General features: G+C 59.4%; 17 protein-coding genes. 8 read left to right on the plus strand and 9 right to left on the minus strand.

Features of this window, described 5'->3' with window-relative positions; translation table 11 throughout:
• Nucleotides 1-52 precede the first annotated feature (52 nt).
• The 9 genes from KFS80_RS12255 to cbiE form a co-directional block, all read right to left on the minus strand.
• Nucleotides 53-1,432, minus strand: a complete 1,380-nt coding sequence (locus tag KFS80_RS12255; RefSeq protein WP_212544937.1) for a PepSY-associated TM helix domain-containing protein — start codon at nt 1,430-1,432, stop codon at nt 53-55.
• Nucleotides 1,433-1,602: 170 nt separating this feature from the next.
• Nucleotides 1,603-3,723 carry a TonB-dependent copper receptor gene (locus KFS80_RS12260; RefSeq protein WP_212544938.1) on the minus strand — a complete coding sequence of 707 codons (2,121 nt, stop codon included), beginning with the start codon at nt 3,721-3,723 and terminating at the stop codon, nt 1,603-1,605.
• An 84-nt stretch (nt 3,724-3,807) separates the two neighbouring features.
• The gene (locus tag KFS80_RS12265; protein ID WP_212544939.1) at nt 3,808-4,254 is read right to left on the minus strand and encodes a DUF2946 domain-containing protein; all 447 of its coding nucleotides are present in this window, start codon (nt 4,252-4,254) and stop codon (nt 3,808-3,810) included.
• Nucleotides 4,255-4,275: 21 nt separating this feature from the next.
• Complete coding sequence (locus KFS80_RS12270) at nt 4,276-4,755, minus strand: copper chaperone PCu(A)C (RefSeq protein WP_212544940.1); 480 nt, start codon at nt 4,753-4,755, stop codon at nt 4,276-4,278.
• 48 nt (nt 4,756-4,803) lie between these two features.
• A complete protein-coding gene (locus KFS80_RS12275; RefSeq protein ID WP_212544941.1) occupies nt 4,804-5,202 on the minus strand; it encodes a DUF2946 domain-containing protein in 399 nt (132 codons plus the stop codon).
• 99 nt (nt 5,203-5,301) lie between these two features.
• Nucleotides 5,302-5,592: an addiction module antidote protein gene (locus tag KFS80_RS12280; RefSeq protein WP_053116889.1), complete on the minus strand. Its 291-nt coding sequence runs from the start codon at nt 5,590-5,592 to the stop codon at nt 5,302-5,304.
• 3 nt (nt 5,593-5,595) lie between these two features.
• Nucleotides 5,596-5,898: a type II toxin-antitoxin system RelE/ParE family toxin gene (locus KFS80_RS12285; protein ID WP_053116890.1), complete on the minus strand. Its 303-nt coding sequence runs from the start codon at nt 5,896-5,898 to the stop codon at nt 5,596-5,598.
• 158 nt (nt 5,899-6,056) lie between these two features.
• Entirely contained in the window at nt 6,057-6,788 is a 732-nt protein-coding gene (locus KFS80_RS12290) for a cobalt-precorrin-6A reductase (RefSeq protein WP_212544942.1), read from the minus strand.
• Complete coding sequence (gene cbiE / locus KFS80_RS12295; protein WP_212544943.1) at nt 6,781-7,992, minus strand: precorrin-6y C5,15-methyltransferase (decarboxylating) subunit CbiE; 1,212 nt, start codon at nt 7,990-7,992, stop codon at nt 6,781-6,783. Before cbiE ends, KFS80_RS12290 begins: the two co-directional genes overlap by 8 nt.
• A 229-nt stretch (nt 7,993-8,221) precedes the next feature.
• Here cbiE and KFS80_RS12300 point away from each other — a divergent pair, with 229 nt between their 5' ends.
• From KFS80_RS12300 to KFS80_RS12335, 8 genes are all read left to right on the plus strand, one after another.
• The gene (locus KFS80_RS12300; RefSeq protein ID WP_212544944.1) at nt 8,222-8,887 is read left to right on the plus strand and encodes a hypothetical protein; all 666 of its coding nucleotides are present in this window, start codon (nt 8,222-8,224) and stop codon (nt 8,885-8,887) included.
• A 146-nt stretch (nt 8,888-9,033) separates the two neighbouring features.
• Complete coding sequence (locus KFS80_RS12305) at nt 9,034-9,852, plus strand: hypothetical protein (protein WP_212544945.1); 819 nt, start codon at nt 9,034-9,036, stop codon at nt 9,850-9,852.
• Nucleotides 9,853-9,902: 50 nt separating this feature from the next.
• Complete coding sequence (locus KFS80_RS12310) at nt 9,903-10,559, plus strand: hypothetical protein (protein WP_212544946.1); 657 nt, start codon at nt 9,903-9,905, stop codon at nt 10,557-10,559.
• A gap of 136 nt (nt 10,560-10,695) precedes the next feature.
• On the plus strand, nt 10,696-11,994 hold the full coding sequence (gene cobG, locus KFS80_RS12315) for a precorrin-3B synthase (RefSeq protein ID WP_212544947.1): 1,299 nt from the start codon (nt 10,696-10,698) through the stop codon (nt 11,992-11,994).
• Complete coding sequence (locus tag KFS80_RS12320; RefSeq protein ID WP_053116894.1) at nt 11,987-12,613, plus strand: precorrin-8X methylmutase; 627 nt, start codon at nt 11,987-11,989, stop codon at nt 12,611-12,613. The genes cobG and KFS80_RS12320 overlap by 8 nt, the downstream gene beginning before the upstream one ends.
• On the plus strand, nt 12,610-13,344 hold the full coding sequence (locus KFS80_RS12325; protein ID WP_370872600.1) for a precorrin-2 C(20)-methyltransferase: 735 nt from the start codon (nt 12,610-12,612) through the stop codon (nt 13,342-13,344). The genes KFS80_RS12320 and KFS80_RS12325 overlap by 4 nt, the downstream gene beginning before the upstream one ends.
• Nucleotides 13,344-15,044 carry a precorrin-3B C(17)-methyltransferase gene (cobJ, locus tag KFS80_RS12330; protein WP_212544948.1) on the plus strand — a complete coding sequence of 567 codons (1,701 nt, stop codon included), beginning with the start codon at nt 13,344-13,346 and terminating at the stop codon, nt 15,042-15,044. Before KFS80_RS12325 ends, cobJ begins: the two co-directional genes overlap by 1 nt.
• A 639-nt stretch (nt 15,045-15,683) precedes the next feature.
• Nucleotides 15,684-22,598, plus strand: a complete 6,915-nt coding sequence (locus tag KFS80_RS12335) for a TcdA/TcdB pore-forming domain-containing protein (protein ID WP_246541811.1) — start codon at nt 15,684-15,686, stop codon at nt 22,596-22,598.
• Nucleotides 22,599-22,612 lie beyond the last annotated feature (14 nt).

Here is a 22,612-nt window from a genome sequence, read left to right on the forward strand (position 1 = left end):
ATATAAGCCCCGGCAGTCTATAGAGCTGTCTAAATCGCGCATCTCGCCTGTTTCATGATGAAGTTGAGGCAGATTCAGGTTGGCGACCAAACCGCGACAGCAGCAGTCGATCCAGCAACCACACCACCACCAGCGAAGCCCCCACCAGCGGAAAAATCACCGCCAGCGCGAGCATGATGACCACGCCGGTTTTCCATTTCGGCAGGTCATGCCGCAGCGGTGGTACGCCGAATTTGCCCTGTGGCCGACGCTTCCACCAGATCACCACGCCGCTGACGGCGCTGAGCAGAATCATCAGGCAGATCAGCAACACGACGATCTGATTGAAGGTGCCGAACATCTTGCCTTCGTGGAGCATCACGCCGATTTCGGTGGCGCGGGCAACCGTGCCGTACTGTTCGAAACGCACATCGGCGAGGACTTTGCCGGTGTACTGATCGACGTGCAGGGTGGCGTCGTTGCGCGGGTCATCGGCGAACACGGCGATGGTGAACACGCCGGTGGCGGTGGTCGGCAACGTGATGCTGTAGCCAGGTTCGACGTTGCGTCCGGTGGCGATGTTCTGCACGTTTTGCAGGCTGATGGTCGGTGCTGCCGGGCCTGCGTTGGCGCCACCGTGGGCCATGTGTTCGGCGTGGTCGCCGGACATCGGCATCGGCGTATTTTCCATCGCCCATGGCACGGTCTGGCGCGTGGCGCTGTTGAGGCTGCGGGCTTCGACGTCGGAGGTCGGCACGTTGTCCCACATCGCTGCCGGGAAGACGTTCCACACCTGCGCGTATTGCTTGCCCCAGAAACCGGTCCAGGTCATGCCACTGAGCAGCATCACCAGCAGCAATGTCGCGCCCCAGAACCCGGTGACCGCGTGCAGATCCCGCCACAACACACGACCGCGACTGTTCAGCCGAGGCCACAAAATGCCGGCGGCCTGACCGCGCGGCCACCACAGGAACAACCCGGACACCACCAGCACCACGCCCCAACCGGCGGCCATTTCGATGAGACGGTCACCGACGGTGCCGATCATCAATTCGCCGTGAATCGCGCGGGCGATGGCTTGCAGGTTTTGCTTGGCGTCTTGTTCGCCGAGGATGTCGCCGTGGTACGGGTCGACGAACACGTTGAGTTCGTGACCGGCGTTGGTCACCACAAATTGCGCGCTGCGTTCGGCGTTGACCGGCGGCAGGTATTGGGTGACCTGGCCTTGTGGATAAGCGCTTTTTACCCGTTGCAGCAAGTCATCGGCCGGGACGCTGTGATGACCGGCGGGGACGTTGAGCAGGCTGCTGTACATCAATGAATCGAGCTGCGGTTTGAACAGGTAAATCATGCCGGTCAGGGCCAGCATCACCATAAAAGGGGCGACGAAGAGCCCGGCGTAAAAATGCCAACGCCAGGCCAGGTTGTAGAAATTCGGTTTGGGCTGATTCATCACGTGTGCTCCGCTTGGCTTGGATCTTCTAGTTGTTCATTCAGGTTGCAACACTGCATTCCCTTTGGGAGCGGGCTTGCTCGCGAAAGCGGCGGCACATTCAACATTGATGTCGCCTGGCACGCCGCCTTCGCGAGCAAGCCCGCTCCCACATGGGTGGGTGTTGCCTGTCAGAAACTCATGTCCACCTTGCTCCAGAGCGTGCGCCCTGGTTCATTGATGGCTTGCGGGTCGTTGGCCGGGTAGCCGAATCCGGCGTTGCCCGCCAGGTTCAGGTGTTCGGCGTAAGCCTTGCCGAAGAGGTTGTCGACGCCGCTGCTGACCTTCCAGTTTTTGTTGATCCGGTAGGCACCGTTGAGTGAGAACACGCCGAAGCCCGAACTCTTGTCGTAATCCTTGCCGACCACGTTGCCCTTGTTCTGGTCGATACGGTTTTGCGCGGCAACCACCCTCCACAGTGCGCCGGCGCTCCAGTTGTCTTTGGTATAGGTCAGACCGAAGCGTGCATCCAGCGGCGGCATTTGCGGCAGGGCCGAACCGTCGCTGCTGTTCTTGCCCCAGGCGTAGGCCAGGGTCGCATCGGTCTTCCAGTTGTCGGTGAGTTGATACGCGGCACCGAGTTCACCACCCATGATTCGCGCGTCGATGTTCTCGGCGCGCGAGGTGCTCATGCCCATCATTCCCGGGGTGTAATCGAACAGGATGTAATCGCGCACCACGCCGATGTAGCCCGAGGCCCAGGCTTCCAGATCGGCGCTCTTGTAGTTCACGCCGAAATCGAACTGCGTGGTTTTCTCCGGTTTGATCGAATCGAACGCGTTGAGCGAACCGACCGGGCCGCTGCTCGCCGAGAACAGCTCCCAGTAATCCGGAAAGCGCTGCGCGTGACCGAGGCCGGCGTAGAGCGTGGTCGGGCTGTCAGCGAGGTCATGCTCGTAGCGCACGAAGCCGCTGGGCAGGGTATCGGCGCGGGTGTCGTCGGCGGTCGGATTGGGGCGGGTCATCATTCCCGAGCCGGTGGTTTGCCGATAATCCTTGGCCGAGGCGCGGTCGACGCGGGCGCCGGTGATCAGCCGATCGCGGTCGGCGGCGTACCAGGTCATTTCACCGAACACGCCGTAGTTATGGAAATCGGCGTCCTTGGTGTAGGGCAGATCTTTGTAGGTGTCGACGCCCATTGAACTGCGCTGGCGATGCTCGTTGGTCTGCGCGTCGAGGCCGGTGATCAGTTGAATGTCGGCCCAACGCCAGGTCGCTTTGATCCGCGCACCGAGGGTGCGACGGTCGACATTGGACGCCATGGGCCCGGCCATCATCCCGGTGCCCGACGGCGTGCGCAGGGTGTAGTTGTCCATAACATGGTCGGCGTAGTTGTAGTAGACCTGCGCTTCGAGTTTCTCCAGCACGTCGGTGATGTTGGATTTTTCGAAGCGCAGACCGAGGCTTTCACGCAGGAATTGCGAGCCGTCCATGCCGCGCCCAGCGTAGCGTGCTTCGCCGTCGCCCTTGCCGGCGGTGAGTTCGATCAGGGTGTCGGCATCCGGCGTCCAGCCGACCGCGACGTCGCCGTTCCACTTGTCGTAGCGCGAGGCGACGATGTCGTTGTTGCCGTCGCGGTAATCGTCGGAATGCGCGGTGTTGCCGATCACGCGCACGTAACCCAACGGGCCACCGGCAGCGGCGTCGACAACCTTGTCGAAGCGCCCGTGAGAACCGGCCAGAACGCTGGCGTTCACCCGCGTGCCGAGTTCGCCGAAGCTCTCCGGTTCACGATCAAACAACACCGTGCCCGCCGAGGCGCCCGGGCCGTAAAGCACGGTTTGCGGGCCTTTGATCACGGTGAGTTTGTCGTAGGTTTCCGGCGAGATGTACGAGGTCGGCGCGTCCATCCGGCCCGGGCAAGCGCCGAGCAGCATGCTGCCGTTGGTGAGGATGTTCAGACGCGAGCCGAACATGCCGCGCAATACCGGATCGCCGTTGGTGCCGCCATTGCGCACCAGCGCGAAGCCCGGAATGGTTTTCAGATAATCGCCGCCGTCACTCGCCGGCACTGGTTGGCGTGGATCTTTTGGGTTGGTAACGATGGTCAGCGGTGAGCTCGGCGCGATCGCGGTGATCACCGTTGGACTCAGTTCTTCGTTGTGGCCGGTGTGATCATCGGCCAACACCAACGGGGACAGCAGGACGCCGCAAAGGACGGCGCTAGCGTGCCTGAAACGAATCCGTGATTCGTTCAAAGCGAAGGATGCCGGGGCGGAACCCGAGCGTGAAACAGCAGCAAACCTGGACATGACAATTTCCATCAAACAGTCGTAAACGACACGGCCGGCAGCCTGAAGCTGTCTTCTCAACCGTGTGCAATCAAAGGTGCGTGTTTACGCTGCGATGGGTGGTGCGCGGCTGCGGGCGCCGGGGAAGAAGGTTTGCCGGGCGTGGCCCAGGCGCGGGGAGGGCGGAGTGAAAGTGTTGAGTGGCGGGATGTTGAAGGCGACGAAATCGCCGCCGCCGGTCAGTGCCGGGCAATTGAACAGCAGGCTGCAATAGCCGCATTTTTCCCACAGCACGTGGTGCGAGGATTGTGGCGGGCAATGTTCGGCGCTGGGTTTCGCGTCATGTCCGGAGTGATCCATCCCCGGCATGTCCATCGACATGTCCATGCTCATTGGCAGGGAGGTCGAGGCGTGTTGATCCATCGGCATCGACTGAGAAATCAGTGGGCCGATGAAAATCATCAACATGGCGAACAGGGCGATCCAGCTGCCGCGAGTCAGGTGTTCAGTCTGACGGCGTGGCGCGGAGGGCCTGGCGCTCAGCGGGCGCATGGGCGGAATCTGCCGGAAGGCTTACTGAGCGTGCGCGTGAGCCTGCGTGGTTTCCGGGGGCTTCTTCTGCACCGAAACTTCGACGGTGACGTCGCCGGCCTTCTCGAAATGCATCGTCAGCGGGAATTGCTTGCCGTCCGTGAGCAGGCTGCGATCAGTCGGGTTGAGCAGCATCACGTGATAGGCCATCGGCGCAAATATCACGTTGCCGCCAGCAGGGATTTCCACGCTCGGCACCTGCTGCATCTTCATCAGATCGCCCTGCATCACATGCTCATGCAACTGCGCTTGGGGGGCGATCGGCGAGTCGACGCTGAGCAAGCGGTCAGCCGCTTTGCCGCCGTTGTGAATCACGAAATACGCCGCTACGGTCGGCGCATTCGGTGGTAACTCCTGCGACCACGGGTGGGCGATTTCAATCTCGCCAGCCTTGTATTCGTGGGCATTGGCGAAGCACGCGGGCAGCAACAGCGCAGCGATGACGATGAGTTTGTTCAACATGGCAGTTCTCCAGAACGATTTGAAACGCAGGTCAATTGCGAGAACAAATCAAACCAGAGGAGAGGCGCGGGGATTGAGGCTCGGCCATTGCTGGCGCGGAGTAGGGGTTTGCAGTGAGAGCGGCGCGACGCTGTGATTGCTTTCATAGCGGGCGAAATACAGCTGCGGCGAATGGCCCGGCAACGCCACCAATGGCGCAGAACCCGAGCAACACCAGCAATGCTGCATGTTGGAATGCGTGTCGTTGGCCGGCGCCTTCTGCTCGGTGGAACCGATGTTGATCGCGACCATCTTCGTCCCGCTGCCGGTGCAGAAACTGCTCCACAGCAACTGTTCGGCCGGTGAATTGGCCGCCTGCGCCATCGCCCCCGTCATCGGCATGGCGAGCATATTGAACAGCACTGCAAAGCAGGCGATCCAGGCAAATGCTAGCCGTTGTCGGTTCATGGGAGAGATCCATTGGGTGGGCGATCAGGCGCGGGCTATTTAGCCTGATCAGGGCCGATAAGTAAAAAAGCGTCGTGCGGTTTGGTGTCGCAGCGTTTTTCAAGACGCTACGGCATGCAACCTCATACCGAGTGCCTTCATGACTTTCATGATAGTTGCGAATTCAGGGTTGCCAGTGCTACTCAGCGCTTTATAGAGACTTTCGCGACCCAAACCTGCATCCCGTGCCACTTGCGTCATGCCTTGAGCGCGGGCGATGTCATTGAGTGCTGCACGGATCAGAACGCCATCGCCTTCATCGTCGTCAAAACAGGCGTCTAGATATGCCGCCATGTCCTCGGGAGTTTTGAGGTATTCGGCAGCGTCAAAACGGGCGAATTCTTCGGTCATGATTCACTCCTCATTTCCGATGTTATGCGCCATCTGCACGGCGCGTTTGATATCTCTCTTTTGTGTCGATTTGTCGCCCCCGATCAACAGCAGATAAACCACTTCGCCTTTACGTGTGAAGTACATCCTGTAACCAGGGCCGTAATGAACGCGCATTTCATAAACGGTATCACCTACAAACCCGCAGTCGCCAAAGTTGCCATGTTCAGCTGCCTTGAGTCTGGAGATGATTCGGCCTTTACCGATGATGTCTTTCAAGGAGTCGAGCCATTCGGAAAAAAGGCGGGTTCGTTCAACGACGATCATTCTGAATCGTATTCCTTGGGATACAAGCTGGCAAGCCGCTTTTCTTGGCTGTCTGCTTGTCGGGATTAAAGGAACCGAAGTATTGGGGGGAAGGTGTAGTGAAGAACAGTCGGCTGCGTCCTCAAAAATTGCAGGCAAATTCGCAGAAAAATTGAAAGTTAGGAAAAGTCTTGCGTCGTGAGGGCCGCGAGGACTTCAGACGCCGACCCAAACTCCCGATCAACCCCCGGCAACACCGGCCGCTTCAACACCAGCACCGGCACCCCACGCTCGCGTGCCACTTCCAGTTTCGGCTCGGTCGCAGTGCTGCCGCTGTTTTTGCTGATCAGCACATCGATCTGCCGGCGTTCGAACAAGGCGCGTTCTTCGTCGATCAGAAACGGCCCGCGCGCGCCGATGACTTCGCAGCGTTCGTTGCCGGGATAAACGTCGAGGGCGCGCAGCGTCCAGAATTGCTCGGCGGGGATTTCATCGAGGTGCTGCAACGGTTCTCGGCCAAGGGTAAACAGCGGACGGCGGAAGGGTTTGAGGGCATTGATCAGCTCCGCCCAGTCGCTGACTTCGCGCCAGTCATCGCCCGCTTGCGGCTGCCACGCCGGGCGGCGCAGGGCCCAGCAGGGGATGCCGGTCAGTTGCGCGGCGGTGGCGGCGTTCTGGCTGATTTGCGCGGCGTACGGGTGCGTGGCGTCGAGCAGCAGGTCGATGCCTTCTGCGCGAATAAACTGCGCCAGACCTTCGGCACCGCCGTAACCACCGACGCGTACCTGACAGGTCAGATCGGTCGGTACACGGCCGACACCGGCGAGGCTGTAAATGTGCTCCGGCCCCAGCGTGCGGGCGATGGCCAGCGCTTCGGTGACGCCGCCGAGCAGCAGGATTCGTTTACGCATCGAGGGGTTTGACCAGATCAAGCAGCGTGATCGGCAACGCTTGTCGCCACGTATCAAACTCGCCCAGCGGCTGCGCTTGCGCGACATGAATGCGCGTCAGTTCGCCACCAAAGCGTTCGCGCCAGCTCATCAGGGTGACTTCACTTTGCAGGGTCACGGCATTGGCGATCAGCCGACCGCCGGGTTTGAGCTGTTCCCAGCACGTTTCAAGCACGCCTTCACGGGTGACGCCGCCGCCGATGAAAATCGCATCCGGGCGCTCCAGACCTTGCAGCGCTTGGGGAGCCTTGCCGCGAATCAACTGCAAACCGGGCACGCCCAACGCATTTCGGTTGAGCTCGATCAATTGCTGACGGCCGTCATCGGCTTCGATGGCCAGCGCGCGGCAGCTCGGATGTGCGCGCATCCATTCGATGCCGATCGAGCCGCTGCCGGCGCCGACGTCCCAGAGCAATTCGCCGGGCGTCGGGGCGAGGCGGGCGAGGGTGATGGCGCGCACGTCGCGTTTGGTCAGTTGGCCGTCATGTTTGAACGCCGAGTCCGGCAGGCCGGCAAGGCGCGACAAACGTGGCGTGTTGGCGTCGGCGCGGCATTCGATGGCGATCACGTTGAGGTCGGCAGTCGAGGCAAGGTTCCAGTCGTGGGCGCTGGCGTCGATCCGTTGCTCGGCATCGCCACCCAAGTGTTCGAACACGCTCATGCGACTCGAACCAAAGCCGCGTTCACGCAGCAATTGCGCAACCGCCGCCGGGCTCTGTCCGTCATTGCTCAACAGCAGCAACCGCACGCCGCTGAACAACTGCGCATTGAGCGCTGCCAGTGGCCGCGCCACCAACGACACAATGCTCACCTCCTGCAACGGCCAGCCCAGCCTTGCCGCCGCCAGTGAGCAGGACGACGGTGCGGGCAGAATCAGCATCTCATCGCTCGGTACCTGCCGCGCCAGGCTGGCGCCAACGCCGTAGAACATCGGATCACCACTGGCCAACACACAGACCGCTTCGCCGCGCTGCTCAAGCACCGGCGCGAGAGAAAACGGGCTCGGCCACAACTGGCGTTCGCCGCGAATGCACACCGGCAGCAAATCCAGCTGACGCTGGCCACCGATAATCCGCGAGGCGTTCATCAGGGCGCGCCGGGCGTTTTTACCAAGGCCTTTAAAGCCATCTTCAGCGATGCCTACAACCGTCAGCCAAGGGGCCATACCTTCCTCAATCGTGTGCTTGCCATTATCCGGCGACATGATAGCGCGATGGCTGCCAACTGACTGCTTTCAATCTGTTAATTGGCGAGCGGACACTAATTGTTTTAGTTGCTTATATTGGAATTGATTTGAGGTTGTTATTCTCAGCGCGATGAGCTGCCGTTTATAGCTGAACAGGCAGTGATAATGAGTGCCAGGCAAGGCACCTTAAATATACAGGAGTGTAGATATGAGTGAGATGCAACGGGCTGCAAGTGCTTTACTTGATGGCGGTGCTTCAGTCGTAATGGGAGGCAATTTACTGTCGTTTCTCTCGGGTGTGGCCAAGATAGATCAACGGTTTATTAAAGACAGTATGCGCTGGGCGGAGTTTAGAGCGGATCAACGCCATAACAGAAAACATGAACCTGCGGCATGGTTCGAATTTTACTCTGGCGTTCTGTGGTCTGTTGGCTGGGGGTTGGAATACGAACCGGTAATTGTTGCCGACAAAAACTTTACAGGAAACGTGTTGGACAAGTGGGCAAAATCGGTGTCGACGCTGATAAGTCGATCAAAAATTGCCGCAATGAAAGAGACCTTTCAATTACTTGAGTTTAGCCCGGCTGGAATCGATGTGTTATCCGATGGCGCGCGCGCATGGGCAGACTTTCGTTTTTCCCCAGCGCAATACAACGCGCAAAAAGAGTTGGAGATCGTGATTAGCAACGTGCGCTTTCTGCAAGCTGACTGGAGTTCAAATTATCTGTTCTGGACGGTACAGCACAGCGGTGCGCAACTTGATATCCAGTCCAGGCGCTTTGCAATCAAACCGCGACAGATGGAAGAGTATCGCGCACGATTAAGCGAAGCGGTGCTTGAAATGCGTACGGCGGAAATTGAACTGACGCGTTAAATGGTGGCTGGAGATAGAACGATTTTTTGTGTTGGCGTGGCAGCTGAAATGAATTGAATGGAACGGAAGTTGATTAATTTTAAACGCGGGGCTAATTTGGTTTTACGCCAAGACGGCGTTTAAATAACTGCATGGAGTCTATAGTAATGACTGAAGTAAAAGATCAAGTAACTTCTGCTGCTCAACGTGTTGCATTAATTACGGAGTGCAATGAATTTGTCGCGGCACAACCAGTAATGCATGCGCGCACCGTTCGGGCCGCTGCGAACTTGCCGATTGACAAGGATGAACTTAACGCCGCCATCATGGGGTCGGGTATCGCAGGTTTTGATGCGAGCATGTCCAAGCGCAGCAAGCGTATCGTCAAGAATACGTACATGTATGCCGACCTGGTGGCCCTGCTCAAATTTCCGGCGGCCAGCCAGAAAGAACAACGATACAACGAGTTCATGCGACTGATGAAGTTGACCGGATGGTTCGCCTTCAGCCAGCCGTATAATCGCTACAGTGCTTCTTCGCAAAAGCTCACGATGGACAATGTTGCCTTGACCATTATTCATGGGGCGGTGGGTGCAGCCATTGGCCAAGGTCAGACAGCATTGAAGGTGCTGTCGACTGTCGCCGATGCAACCATGGATGCACTGAAGAACGAGCCTGAAGCATTGAAGCTTTTTGAAAACAACTCGAAGAAAGCCGAAGGTGGCAACTTCTGCATGTCCAGTGCCCTGGAAGATACTGACGGTGGCATTACCCTGGCCGTTGCAGCCGTGCAATACCTCGCCAATGCGCAACCGACCAAAGTGTTGTTTGTCGAGTGGGCTACTTCGGCGGTTGAAATCTATAACGGCGCGGCCACCATGCACATGGATGAAGAGGATTACTTGATGGTCGAGCCGCTGATTGTCAAAGCGCTGACCGAGCAGCGTGAAAAAGCGCTTAGCTATGAGTTCGGTACAAAGGCCTGAGTTTAAATAAAGCCAGAGATGCGAGTCTCTGGCTTTCCAGGAAGCTGAAAATGAACACAGGATTTAAAACTTTCGTCTGCGCCGGCGCGGTCATTCTGGTGGCGGACGAATTATCCGCAGCAGACCGATCCGATAGCCTTGATGCGCTGCTGTATGCTCAAACAGTCGCCGCCCATAAAGTGTCCGATGGCCGCGACGTTGAATCATGGGCCCACGCTAATAACATGGCATTGAGAGCCACCGGTGCCCTGTTGCTCGACAACCCGGGCGTAAATTTTTCGGCGCCTTTGCCTGAAAGCTTTACCGTGTTGGAGTTGGCAACCAGACTTCTGCACAGCTGGATTCCCGCGACGGTCACACGCGTCTGCGCTTCAGCGATCGAGTTGCAGTTGAAGCAAGTCTCCGCTGAGGTTGCTAATCAGAGTATCCAGCCACATGTTTTGTTAGAGGGGAATTGCATCAGATTTATGTTGGGCGTTGTTTCTTCCGGGATCGCGGTATCGACTGTGGTCGTGTCTTTTGAAGTTGCAGAAATCGTCGTCGATAATGTGCTTTATCATCGTTTCAATAACAAAAGTATCCAGGGCCGCGTGTTTGTCGAAGGCTACAAAGCGCTGATCGATCCCGAGGATTATGGTTTTTCCCGGGCCAAGGTTATCTCGTTACTGAGCGAGCGCCGCCAAGAGCAAATCATCGCGTTGGCCTGAAATACCTGCGAGGGCAATGCCCGTCGAGGGATATGTCTTGCAAAACCGACGGGCAGACTTTTCATGCCGGTGAACAAAGCAGGCATAATACCGCGCCTTTCCCTCGCAACCGGTTCGCCCCTTGAACGAACGCCCGATGTCCACTGCCATACGCCCCTCGGCTTGTCCGGGGTTGCTGCGTATCGTTCAGGCATTGGATGGCGGGATCTGTCGGATCAAACTCAACGGTGGCTCGATCAGTGCCGATCAGGCAGATGCGGTGGCGGATGCGGCACAACAGTTCGCCAGCGGCGCCATCGAGGCGACCAACCGCGCCAATCTGCAGATTCGCGGGATCGGCGCGCAGTCCGCTGCATTGATCGACAGTTTGTTGGCTGCTGGCCTAGGCCCGCGATCCGCCGCCGGCGACGACGTGCGCAACCTGATGCTCAGCCCGGCTGCCGGGGTCGACCAGCAGATGCAATTCGACACTCGTCCGCTCGCCGAACAGATCCTCGACACTTTGCAAAACCATCCGCGCTTTCATGAGTTGAGCGCCAAGTTCGCCGTGCAACTGGACGGCGCTGAAGCCTTGGCGATGCTCGAACACCCGCATGACCTGTGGTTGTCGGCCTTCAAAAGGGACGGCGAGACATTGCTGGCATTCGGTCTGGCCGGTTGCCCGACGGATCGTGCGCTTGGTGCGGTGGCACTGCACAACGGCCATGCGCTGGTGGTCGCGGTGCTCGAATTGTTCCTTGAACTGGCGCGACCTGAGCAAACGCGGATGCGCCATTTGCTCAGCGAAATGACGCCTGCGCAGTTTCTCGAAAAACTCGCTCAGCGGGTCACCCTGCAAGCCGTCAGCGATTGGCAGCGCCCGCCGGCAGCGGACAATCTGCACATCGGCGTTCATCCGCAAAACACCTCGGATTTGGTGTACATCGGCGCCGTACCAGCGCTCGGTCGACTCGATCCGACAATGCTGCGCGGTGTCGCACAACTGGCTCGCCAGTTCGGCAACGGCCACCTGCGTTTCACCCCGTGGCAAAGCCTGTTGCTGCCCGATGTCAAAATCACTGACGCCGCCGAGGTGCTGCAAGGCCTCAAGCAACTCAACCTGCTGACCGAGCCGAGCCAACCGCTGTCGCGCCTGATTGCCTGCACCGGTTCCAACGGCTGCGGCAAAGGCCTCGCCGACACCAAACAGGACGCCCGCCATCTGGCGACGCTGCTGCCCTCGGCGCTCAGCGTGCACCTGTCCGGTTGCTCGCGCTCCTGCGCCGCCGCGCACCGTACGCCGGTGACGTTGCTGGCGGTCAGCCCCGGTCATTACGACCTCTATTTTCGCGATGCAACGCTGCCCGGTTTTGGCGCGTTGCACGCACGCAACCTTACTATTGAAGCGGCCGCGACCCTGCTCGACGCCCGCTCCCGGAGCCCCCTTGATGCTTGATTACATCCGCGACGGTCAGGAGATCTATCGCAACTCCTTCGCGATCATTCGCAGCGAAGCCAACCTCGCGCGAATCCCGGCCGATCTGGAAAAACTCGCGGTGCGGGTGATTCACGCCTGCGGCATGGTCGAGGCCATCGACGGTCTGCAGTTTTCCGAAGGCGCGGGCAAGGCCGGGCGCGAGGCGCTGGCCGCCGGTGCGCCGATTCTGTGTGATGCGCGGATGGTCTCCGAAGGCGTGACCCGCGCGCGCCTGCCGGCCAACAACGAAGTGATCTGCACCTTGCGCGACGACAGCGTGCCGGAGCTGGCGCGCGAGCTGGGTAACACTCGTTCCGCCGCTGCGCTGGAACTGTGGCGTCCGCACCTTGAAGGCAGTGTTGTGGTGATCGGCAACGCGCCGACCGCGCTGTTCTATCTGCTGGAAATGCTCGATGCCGGCGCACCAAAACCAGCGCTGATTCTGGGCTTCCCGGTCGGCTTCGTTGGCGCTGCCGAATCGAAAGCGGCACTGGCCGCCGACAGCCGTGGCGTGCCGTTCGTGATCATGCAAGGCCGCCTCGGTGGCAGCGCCATGGCCGCCGCGGCCGTCAATGCCCTCGCCACGGAGATCGAATGATGCAGGCTAAAGGACGTTTGATTGGCCTGGGCGTCGGCCCCGGTGATCCGGAACTGATTACCGTCAAGGCGCTGCGCTTGCTGCGCGAATCGCCGGTGGTGGCGTACTTCGTCGCCAAGGGCAAAAAAGGCAACGCGTTCGGCATCATCGAAGCGCACCTGCAAGAAGCGCAGAACCTGCTGCCGCTGGTGTATCCGGTGACTACCGAAGCATTGCCGGCGCCGCTTTCTTACGAACAAGTCATCAGCGACTTCTACGATGAAGCCGCCGAAACCGTCGCCGCGCATCTCGATGCCGGTCGCGATGTCGCGGTGATTTGCGAAGGTGATCCGTTCTTCTACGGCTCCTATATGTACCTGCACGATCGCCTCGCCACGCGCTATGAAGCGCAAGTGGTGCCGGGCGTTTGCTCGATGCTCGGTGGCGCTTCGGTGCTGGGCGCGCCGTTGGTGTATCGCAATCAAAGCCTGTCGGTGCTTTCCGGCGTATTGCCCCATGAAGAATTGAAGCGACGTCTCGCCGATGCTGACGCCGCCGTGATCATGAAGCTGGGCCGCAACTTCCCGAAAGTGCGTCAGGTGCTGGAAGAACTTGGTCTGGCCGAGCGCGCGCTGTATGTCGAGCGCGCGACCATGGCCAATCAGAAGATCGTGCCGATGGATCAGGTGGAGCCGATGTCCTCGCCGTACTTCTCGCTGATTATCGTGCCGGGCGAACGGTGGCAGGGCTGATGACTCACTCAATACCCGCGATCGTCATTCTCGGTCAGGCCAGCCTGGCCACGGCCCGTCGCATTCAGCAGGTCTATCCGGCGGCGCAGATTCACGGCCTCGCCGGGCGCGTTGAAGGTGCCGATTGCAGTTATCAGGAATTCGGCGCGACCTTGCGCGACCTGTATCAGCACAACACGCCAATCATTGCCCTGTGCGCTGCGGGCATTGTCATCCGCACACTGGCGCCGCTGTTGCTGGAGAAGGGCGCCGAACCTGCCGTGCTCGCCGTGGCTGAAGATGGCAGCGCGGTGGTGCCGCTGCTCGGCGGCCTCGGCGGGGTGAATGTCATGGCGCGGGAAATCGCGGCGGCGTTGCAAGTCGCCGCCGCCATCACCACCAGCGGCGAATTGCGCTTTGGCACGTGCCTGCTCAACCCGCCCAGCGGTTATGCGCTGGCGGACCTGGAGTCGGGCAAGCGCTTTGTATCGGATCTGTTGGCCGGGCACAGCGTGCGTATCGAAGGCGCGGCGCCGTGGCTGGATCAGGCGCAGTTGCCGGAAGATCCACAGGCGCAGCGTTCGATTCATGTGGGCAGTGCCGCGCGTCAAGCGAGCGCCAATGAATTGCTGATCTATCCGCGCAGTGTGGCGGTGGCGATCAGTGCCGACGTTGGGGATCTGCCGGAAGCCGTTCGCGCGGCGTTGCTGCACGCGAACATTGCGCTGCCATCGCTCGCCTGCCTGCTGGCCGCCGACACTGAAATGGCCTCGATGAACTTGCACGAGGCGGCGCTTGAACTCGGCGTACCGCTGCGGTTTGTCGCCGCGCAAAGTGACCTTGTCGCATTGGCAGCCGTTGCCGTATCTGACGCGAAGATCGTCACTGCCGACAACCTTGCCGTCGCAATTGCCGAGCAACCGCTGGACGTTGCAACGATCGGTCGTCGACGCGGGCGTCTCGCCGTCATTGGCCTCGGCCCCGGCGCTGCCGAACTGATGGTGCCGGCGGTCAAAGCCGAACTGGCGCGCTGCACCGACGTGCTCGGTTATGAAACCTACGTACGCATGGCCGGCCCGTTCCGCGATGAGCAGGTGCAACATTGCACCGACAACCGCGAAGAAATGCAGCGCGCCCGCCACGCCTTCAGGCTGGCGGCCGAGGGCCGTTCGGTGATCGTGGTGTCGTCGGGTGATCCGGGCGTATTCGCCATGGCGGCGGCGGTGCTCGAAGCGCTGCACGAGTCGGATGATCCGGCCTGGCACAGCGTCGATCTGGAAATTCTTCCCGGCGTTTCCGCTTCGCTGGCCACCGCCGCACAGGCCGGTGCGCCGCTTGGCCACGACTTCTGTGTGATGTCGCTGTCGGACAACCTCAAGCCGTGGTCGATCATCGAGAAACGTCTGGACCTGGCTGCGGAGGCGGATCTGGCCTTGGCCTTCTACAACCCGATCTCTAAGGCTCGGCCGTGGCAGTTGGGCCGCGCGCTGGAAATCGTCGGCCAGCACCGCACAGCGCAAACCCCGGTGGTACTGGGGCGCGACATCGGCCGCCCAGGGCAGACACTGCGCGCCACGACGCTGGGGGCGCTGACCCCGGATCAGGTGGACATGCGCACGATGGTGCTGATCGGTTCGTCCACCACCTGCACGTTCCCGCGTGCCGACGGTAGCAGCTGGGTTTACACCCCACGCTGGTACGGTGAAAAACCCGCCTCCTGAAATCATGCGGCCCGCGCTGGGCCGCCTATCCCTTCCTGCGTCAGCCTCGCTCAGGTATTTATTCGCTTATCGCTGTAGGCATCTTCCTGAATGCCGACGTAAAGCCAGCTGGCGGGTGCAGGTTTTTTTACATTGGGTTGTCAGTTTATTTACTGCCTTGATTGAAGTTGTTTCCGACTGATTGCAGATGTAAGTAATGTTTTTGTTGTTTTACGCTGTGAGCGCTATTTGCGTGCTGGTTTGAAATTCATATTGTTTATTGTATTTCCATGCCGCTGTTTATTGATTCGACATGTAGCCGTGTTCCTGAAAACAATTGAATTCCTTGTGGCTTGATCGCGTTGGCGGGGAGGAATAGTTTTTCCTTGTTCAAAAGGTCAAAGCGGCCTTGTGTTACTTCAAGTCAATGGTTGATAAAAGGGGTTTTAGTGTATGAGTGAGTCAGAAGTCTCGCCGGCGAACGGCTATGTTGAATTTGTAGAACTTTTTAAACTGCAAACGCTGGAAGATGCATTGTCGGCCTATAAAAGCAGTAAGCAGCATGACGCGATCTTGCGTTATTACGCCGGCTGCGTTGCGGCAGATACGGCCTCTGAATTACTTGAGCCGTTGAGATTGTTACAGCAGGCGCTTGCCTCGTTGACTGATTCTCCTGGTGGTCGCCGTCGACGTTCAACAGAGCCCGCTGCTCCTGTAGCGGAAGAAACCAAGGCTGATGCGGAGTTGACGGTTATCAGCAACAGAATCGATGAATACGCCACTCGCCTGGCCAACAGCGTCGAGCAACTGAATGCCTCGGCCAGGGAAGTGGTGAAGTTGCAGCACTTTGTCTGGCTTGGCGGCGGCATCGGCGATATCCAGCGTGATTACATCAATGTCTGGACGCAGGTGCTGGGCCCCGAAGGCTATGCCTTCAAGCTTTGGTACGACAGTGATGCACTGCTGGTTCATGAAACCAATCGGATTGTGGTGGAAGCGGCAAAGGCTGATGCCATGGCGGCCGGAGGCGCAAGCGTTTCCTCGGGATATGATTTGGCCGATCTCTACGAAGCGCGTCTGGAAGTTTTGAAACTACAACTGTTCGGGCATGTGCAGGCGGGAAAATCTGGCGCCGATGAAGCGCGAATAGACTTGCTGGTACGTGCTTACGGTCAGGACGAAACAAGGCTACGTGAGCTGCGGCAGAAGAACCTGGTGACACTGCAGGCCATGAACCAGGATTTATTGCGGTTAGTTGATGTGCGTGAGAAGGACTATTCATTCCCGCTTGTGGATATCTATGAACGTGAATTGAACATGCGTGGCAATCTGGCGGCGGCGGGCGATGTTCTACGCTACCAGGTGTTATTCAATGAAGGCGGAACTTACAGCGATGTAGATTACTTGCCGCCGTTCAAGAAGATGCTGGGCGAAGTTCACGTCGATATGATCCCGGGAGCTAAGCCCGCGCTGGCGGTACTGCAATTGATCCTTGATCGTAACCCGCATTTTATGCCCGGTCGTCAGGCTTTACGCGACCGCTACAACAGTTATGCAGAGGATATTCCGGCGGAGTTATTACCTGAAATTGAGGCGTTTGCTGCCAGCGGCCCTTTGTTGAAGGACGTGTTTGCCGCCCCCGAACCTCGTGTAGCCATTCCCGACGCATTGCGGGCTGCTTACGTTGATAATTCCGCTTTGACCAATGCTTTTTTGATCGCTCACGCAGGCGCGGCGAGTTTGGAGGCTGTTACATCGCGTGTGCGATTCATGTACGAGTTGATGGATCAGTACAGAGATGCATTGATTGAGCAGCGAGTACCTGCGCTCGACGTTGACACCCAAATTCGGATTGCTACTGATGTGATCGTTGGCGCACCGGGATTTAATGAGCTACCTCGTGAAATTCAGCACTACCTTCTGGCTCGAATACAAGATTTCCTCGGTTACTTTGGCGAAGGGGTGACACCCAATGCTAAAGGCACCATTCATTTGACCGGGCCGGGCGTAATGCGCACGGGGATGTCAGTCTACGAAGCAGCCCATTTCACGCCCCGCGCTGCAGCGGTGTTCAGCAAGCAGGCGAAGTTGCAGGACGGGTTCAACTACTTCACTGAAGAAGAGCAGGATCACAGCTGGCACGAGAAGTTTTCTGACTTCGAACAGTGGCGTTTGAGTGAACATAAAAAATCGCAGGAAGGCGTATTCAAGGCCCGCTATGTCGGCGATGTCGCTGAGCTGCTCAAACGCCAGAGCATCGAATTCGATGAAGGCTGGCCCGTCATCGAAGGTCGTTATGTGCTGGCAACCGATATCCTTCAGAACCTCGCCGAAGGGCTTGGCGAACCTTTCTTGCGGGCGATGCGTGAAGGCTTCACCGGCACCGTGGGCTTTGCCCGTCTGGTGCCGCTGGGTTTTGATCAGCGTCAGGCCATTGTCGCGCAGAAGACCAACGTTTTCGCCCCTGCTTCAGGCGCTACCGCAGAGACCCGCGATCTGCCACTGGATGAATTCCTGCAGCGATACGCCAAGGGCACGTTCGGGCTAGAGCAACTCAGTCCTTGCCAGCGCCTGTTGCTCGGCTCGTTGCTGGGTGCGCCGAGCCTGGACAAACACAGCTTTGAAGCGCTTGTCGTGGAACTCGATAACCTCGCCAACGGTGTTTCGGAGCTGGGCATCTCAAATCGTTATGCGGTCATCGAACGTGAGCTGTTCAAGCGTCAGGCACCGGCGTTTCTCGCCGGGCTGAAACGCCCGCCGGCCTCGCTTCCGGCCCACGATGAAACGGCATTGACGTTGAAGAAGTATGCGCTGGAGCAACCACTGACACTGAGTCAGTGGGGGGAACATGTCGCGCGCATCCAGCAGGTGGCGAAGCTCGAGTTTCGCGACCGTATCGTCGAGCGCCTGAGTGATGTGCTCGACAGCTTCCACGGTGCCGACACCAAACTGGTGCCTCAGGATCTGTTGCTGGAAGGAGCGGGCGACACCATCGGTGGCCGCTGCTACCCGCTGGCACTGGTGATGGCGGCTGCCCTGCATCAGGGCGCTGACGCCATGAACACCCTGCGCGAGCGTTTCTACCTGGGCGTAATCGAGCCTTCTGATCGCGACTCGATGGCGTTTTTGCAAGTACTTGAAGAATTGCGCGATGAAAGCCTGGCTGATTCTGGCAGCGCCCTTGAGCGTTCAACGCTGGAGCAGGTGGTGGGCCTGCTGGAGGACGCGGATGCTACTCGCACGATCATGCTCAACTCTGACAATCACGCCATGCTGGTCGCTAAAACGCGGACTGGCGAGGGCAGCGCCTATCACTTTTACGATCCCAACTTTGGCGTCTTCGAATTTGCCCAGGCGCAGCCGTTTCGCGAGGCGCTGGAACGCTTTTTCATTGAGCATGAAATGGCTCGTCACTACGCCACGTTCGGCGAATTGTCCGCACCGACATTTGATCTGATCGAGCTGAATGCTGAACGCGTCGGGGCGCTCGTCGTGCCGTCGGGGTTGCAGGTGAACGAACTGCTGGCGCCGGGAGCACTGCGCGAAAGGCCGCTGTTGCCCGGGCGCCAGCGCCTGACCAGTGCGCGCGGGCAGTCGCTGGTGAACAACATCAATCTGGGCAACAGCCTGCGTGATCTGGACGGTCACTGGTGGGCACAACAGATCGAGCAGGCCACCCGCCGACTGCAAATCGACAACCAACTGACAGCAAGCTTTGCGCCGGTGTTTGATTCGCTGGAAGTGACGCCGACGGGTGACTATCACCTCAGCCTGGTCAACCTCGAGGATCCGCAGCAGTGGGTGAAAGTCACCACCCGCGATCATGGGTTCTTGCGCATCAAACAGTTCTTGAGCGAGCGTTTTGCCAGTCTCGCCCGACAGCCTGTGTCCGCTGGCAGTCCGCCGGATCCGACCGAAGCCGGCAGCGTCCACACCCTCAACGCCGGGTTTACCATTCAGGCATTGATGCATGCACTGCGTTCGCGCGAGGGTGATACGCGGGAGCTGACCATGGCGGTGCGTTTGCACGCCTACATCAACTACGCGCAGTTGCTGCACGGCAACGTGGTGGATATCGCCGGTGTCATCCAATTGGTGCGTCAGGCGCTGGCGCAGGAAAAACTCATCGCCCAGACCAGTACATCGGTGATCGGCGAAGCCCTTGGGCACGTCGCCGGCGAAGGCGTTGGCGCAGTATTGGGGCTGGCCAACGTCGGGTTTGATATCTATCAGTTGAGCGAGGCGGGCAGTGATGCCGAGAAGGCGCGCTTCGGCACCCAACTGGCGTTTGACTCCGCCAGTTTGCTGGTCACCGGTTCCGGACTGATCGCGGCAGCCGCCGGCGCAGGCACGGCGGCGGCGGTGCTCGGCGGCGCCGGGGTGATTCTGGGCGGACTGGCCATCGGTGTCGGCGCATTGGTTGAAGGATTCGCCGGTATTTTTGAACGGGCCAGGCAAGTCGGGTTGTTCTTTTACGAGTTCGATAAAGCCGTTCGGCAGGGCGGTTATCGTCTGGATCCGCAGAGCAAGGCGTGGTCGGCCCACGCCTCGCTGGTGGTCGAGTCCGTTGACCTGCTGACCGGCCAGCTACGTCTGGGCAGCCCTCAACTGTTTCCGCTGCGTGATCATTTCGGGGTTCCGGACTACGAGGTTGATTTCACCCGTAGTGTGGATATTCGCCAAGGCCTGGAGTTGCCGCAGACGTTGGCTTTTTCGCCGCAGGCAGGCGACTTGATCGTCCTGCCCTGTACGCCGAAAACCTGGTATGGCTACGGCTACAAAGCCTTTCCGTTCGCCAATGAATTACACACCGAAGGCTTCGAGCTGGCGCGTCGCCTGGAGAAACCCGGGGCCGATGGCAAGCGCAGGTTTCTGTTTTCGTTCTACTCGTTTCCCAGTGAGTACCTGGTCGCAGACATGGCGCCGGTCTACAAACCCTCATCGATTGAAGTGCGGCTGGACACTGTCGAACGAACGCTGGTGGTGCCGGTGTTGCCGAAAAACTGGCACGGCTTGATCAGTTACGACATTGCCGGTCGCGGAGCGCCGTGCACCTTGCTGCTCAATCCCGGGGTCAGCCTGGAATTCACCGGCACTCATCTGGCCACCACACGCTGGACATTGCTGGCGAGCTGGGCGACGCAAGCTGATCTCAGCTTGTCCGGCGACCGGCTGGATATCGGTGAGATGAGCCTGTGCTTCGACGACGTCAATCTGCATGAGGTCAGCCTCAAACTGGCCGATCAGGTCCTGCGTATCGACTTCACGCAGCAGACGCTGCTGCTGGTTTCAGCAGATCTGCAGCCGGGCATGATGGATCCGCGCACGCTGCATGCGCACTTCAAGAAACTCGCCCATGAGCATCGCCTGGCGTTGCCCTATACGCCGGTGCATAACTATCGGGTGCCCTTCGAAGACCCTGGCCAACCGCGCGACACGACGGCGTTCTACGACGCCCGAGAGGATCGCTTCATCTACATTCGCGATGAAGACCTGCCGTCAGCCGATGAGGCCCAGTTGGGTATGGTCATGGGCCAGGATGCGTTCTTTTACCAACCCGACAGTTTCCTGGTCTGGCAGGTCGATGTCGTCACCGGTCTGATCAGCCATCACTACCGCCTGCTGGCGAGCGTCACGGGCAGCCGCATCACTCGCTGCGAGCCTGTTGCCGGTGGCGCCGTACAGGTGACGCAGGAGATACCTCGCGCCGGTCAGGCTGCAGATGTGCTGAGCTACCTGATCCGCGATGGCGAGGTGTATCTGACTTCATTGGTACGCGGGCCGGACAGTGCATTGCAGGCGCTTTTCAGTGCGACACCGACGTTGTCCGACTGGTCGCTGGTGTTCGGTGAGTTCTACACATTGCGCGAGCGCGAACACACCGCAACCGCTGTCGTCGTCAATTGGCAGCCGGCGCCGATCGTCTCGGTCTGCTGGGCGATCGATTCGACCCAGCGCGATATGGCGTGGGTGCGTCATGAGGATCGTCTGATCATTCGTCCGCCGGCGCGTCGGCACCATGCTCGCGGTTGGGCCGACTCGATCAAAAATATGCAGGACCTGTCGTTGCTGGTGCCGTCAGGCGGTCAGCAGGATTTGTTCGTCGTCTACGACAAACTGCACAAACGCCTGTTGCGCTTGCAGCGCAATCAGAGCGCGCAAGCGGGGGCACACTGGTCGCAGGAAAATATCTGGGTCGACGGATTGCAAAACATTCTGGCCACAGACCACGGTTACGTGGCGCTGAGTGAGAACGGGCTGTGCTTCGACGTGACGAATGATGGTCAGCTGGCGCTCAGTGGCCTGGCCGAATCGTGGTTCAAACAGCGCCCTGAGTGGTGGGCGCACTTGGCAGAGGTCGCGGCGAAACACCCCGTTACCCGTTTTGCGCTGCTGGGATTGAGCAACGCCGCCGGTGATGCAAAGTTGTGTGCCTGGTACGTCGACGATCGTTTGTTGCTCGCCGACCTGGGGCCGGGTGCTCATGTTCGTCTGCTCGGGGTTACGCCGGACCGGCAGGCCGCCTGGTTGTTCGAGGTTGATAGCGGTGTCATCTATCGCCAGGGTTTCATCGCGGCTGATCGACTGTCAGCAGCGTTCGGTCAGGGGACTCGGCTGTTACAGGCTGACAGGCTGCCGGCACCCCAACGGCGGTGGGCGGATTGGCCTTTTGTCGATGTGACGGCCAAGGGTGCAGAGCTTAGAGGCGTTACCGCGCAAGGTCTGATTATGACCTTGCAGCAGGACCAGCCCGCGTTGCTGACCGGCGTCGAAAGCCAATGGGTTTCGACGCATGAAGACAGGTTGCTGGCTGACCTTGCGGCACTGGCGAACTCCCATCGACACGTGGATTTCCTGTCCGTCGACACGCCGCAGAAAGTCCAATGGTACGTCGCCGCCAGCGGGCAATTGCTCGGGGTTGATCGTGCGTTGGTGCAGCCTTCCAGTGCTTTGCTTGGGACGCGGCAGCAAGGCCATGCACTGATGCTCCATGACCCGGCGCGGGGTGTGGTTCAAGCCTTTCCGGGCGAAACCCGAATCGGGCCACTGCCTTATGCTCGACGTGACACTGACGTGATGACGCTGGAGGGTGAGCAGTTGATCGGCGATGTTTTGCCTTTGCTTCCCGACGATGTCAAAACCCTGGTATTGCGCCTGGGGCAGGGCGCCGTGACGTATCGACTGTCGCGGGGAGCCTGGCTGAGGCTGGATTCGCTGGTGCTCGATTGCCGACCGGCCTTGGCCGGTAAGCCAGCGATTCCCGGCAAGTTGATCTGGGAGCTGGATGATCCCGGCAAGTTGCTGCTGAGCATCGTTGGCGAACATCTGGTGCTGATCGAACCGGACAGTGGCCACGCGGTGATCATCCGGGAAGCCTGCGCAGCTGATGTCAGCTTGCGTGGCGAGGTTGTCCTGGCGTTTGCCGGCTATCGCTCGCTGCTTGTGTCTGCGCTGGTCGCGGCGATCGCTGATTTGGGGGCCGCCGCAACAGGCGTGTCGCTGGAAGAACTGGTGGGGCGTGCGACCAATTCGGTCGAGGTGGCGCCTGCCGACCTGGATGCCTTGATCGATTGAAAATGACGCCATTG

Origin of the sequence: Pseudomonas rustica, assembly GCF_018336155.1 — a bacterium.
Taxonomy (GTDB): domain Bacteria; phylum Pseudomonadota; class Gammaproteobacteria; order Pseudomonadales; family Pseudomonadaceae; genus Aquipseudomonas; species Aquipseudomonas rustica.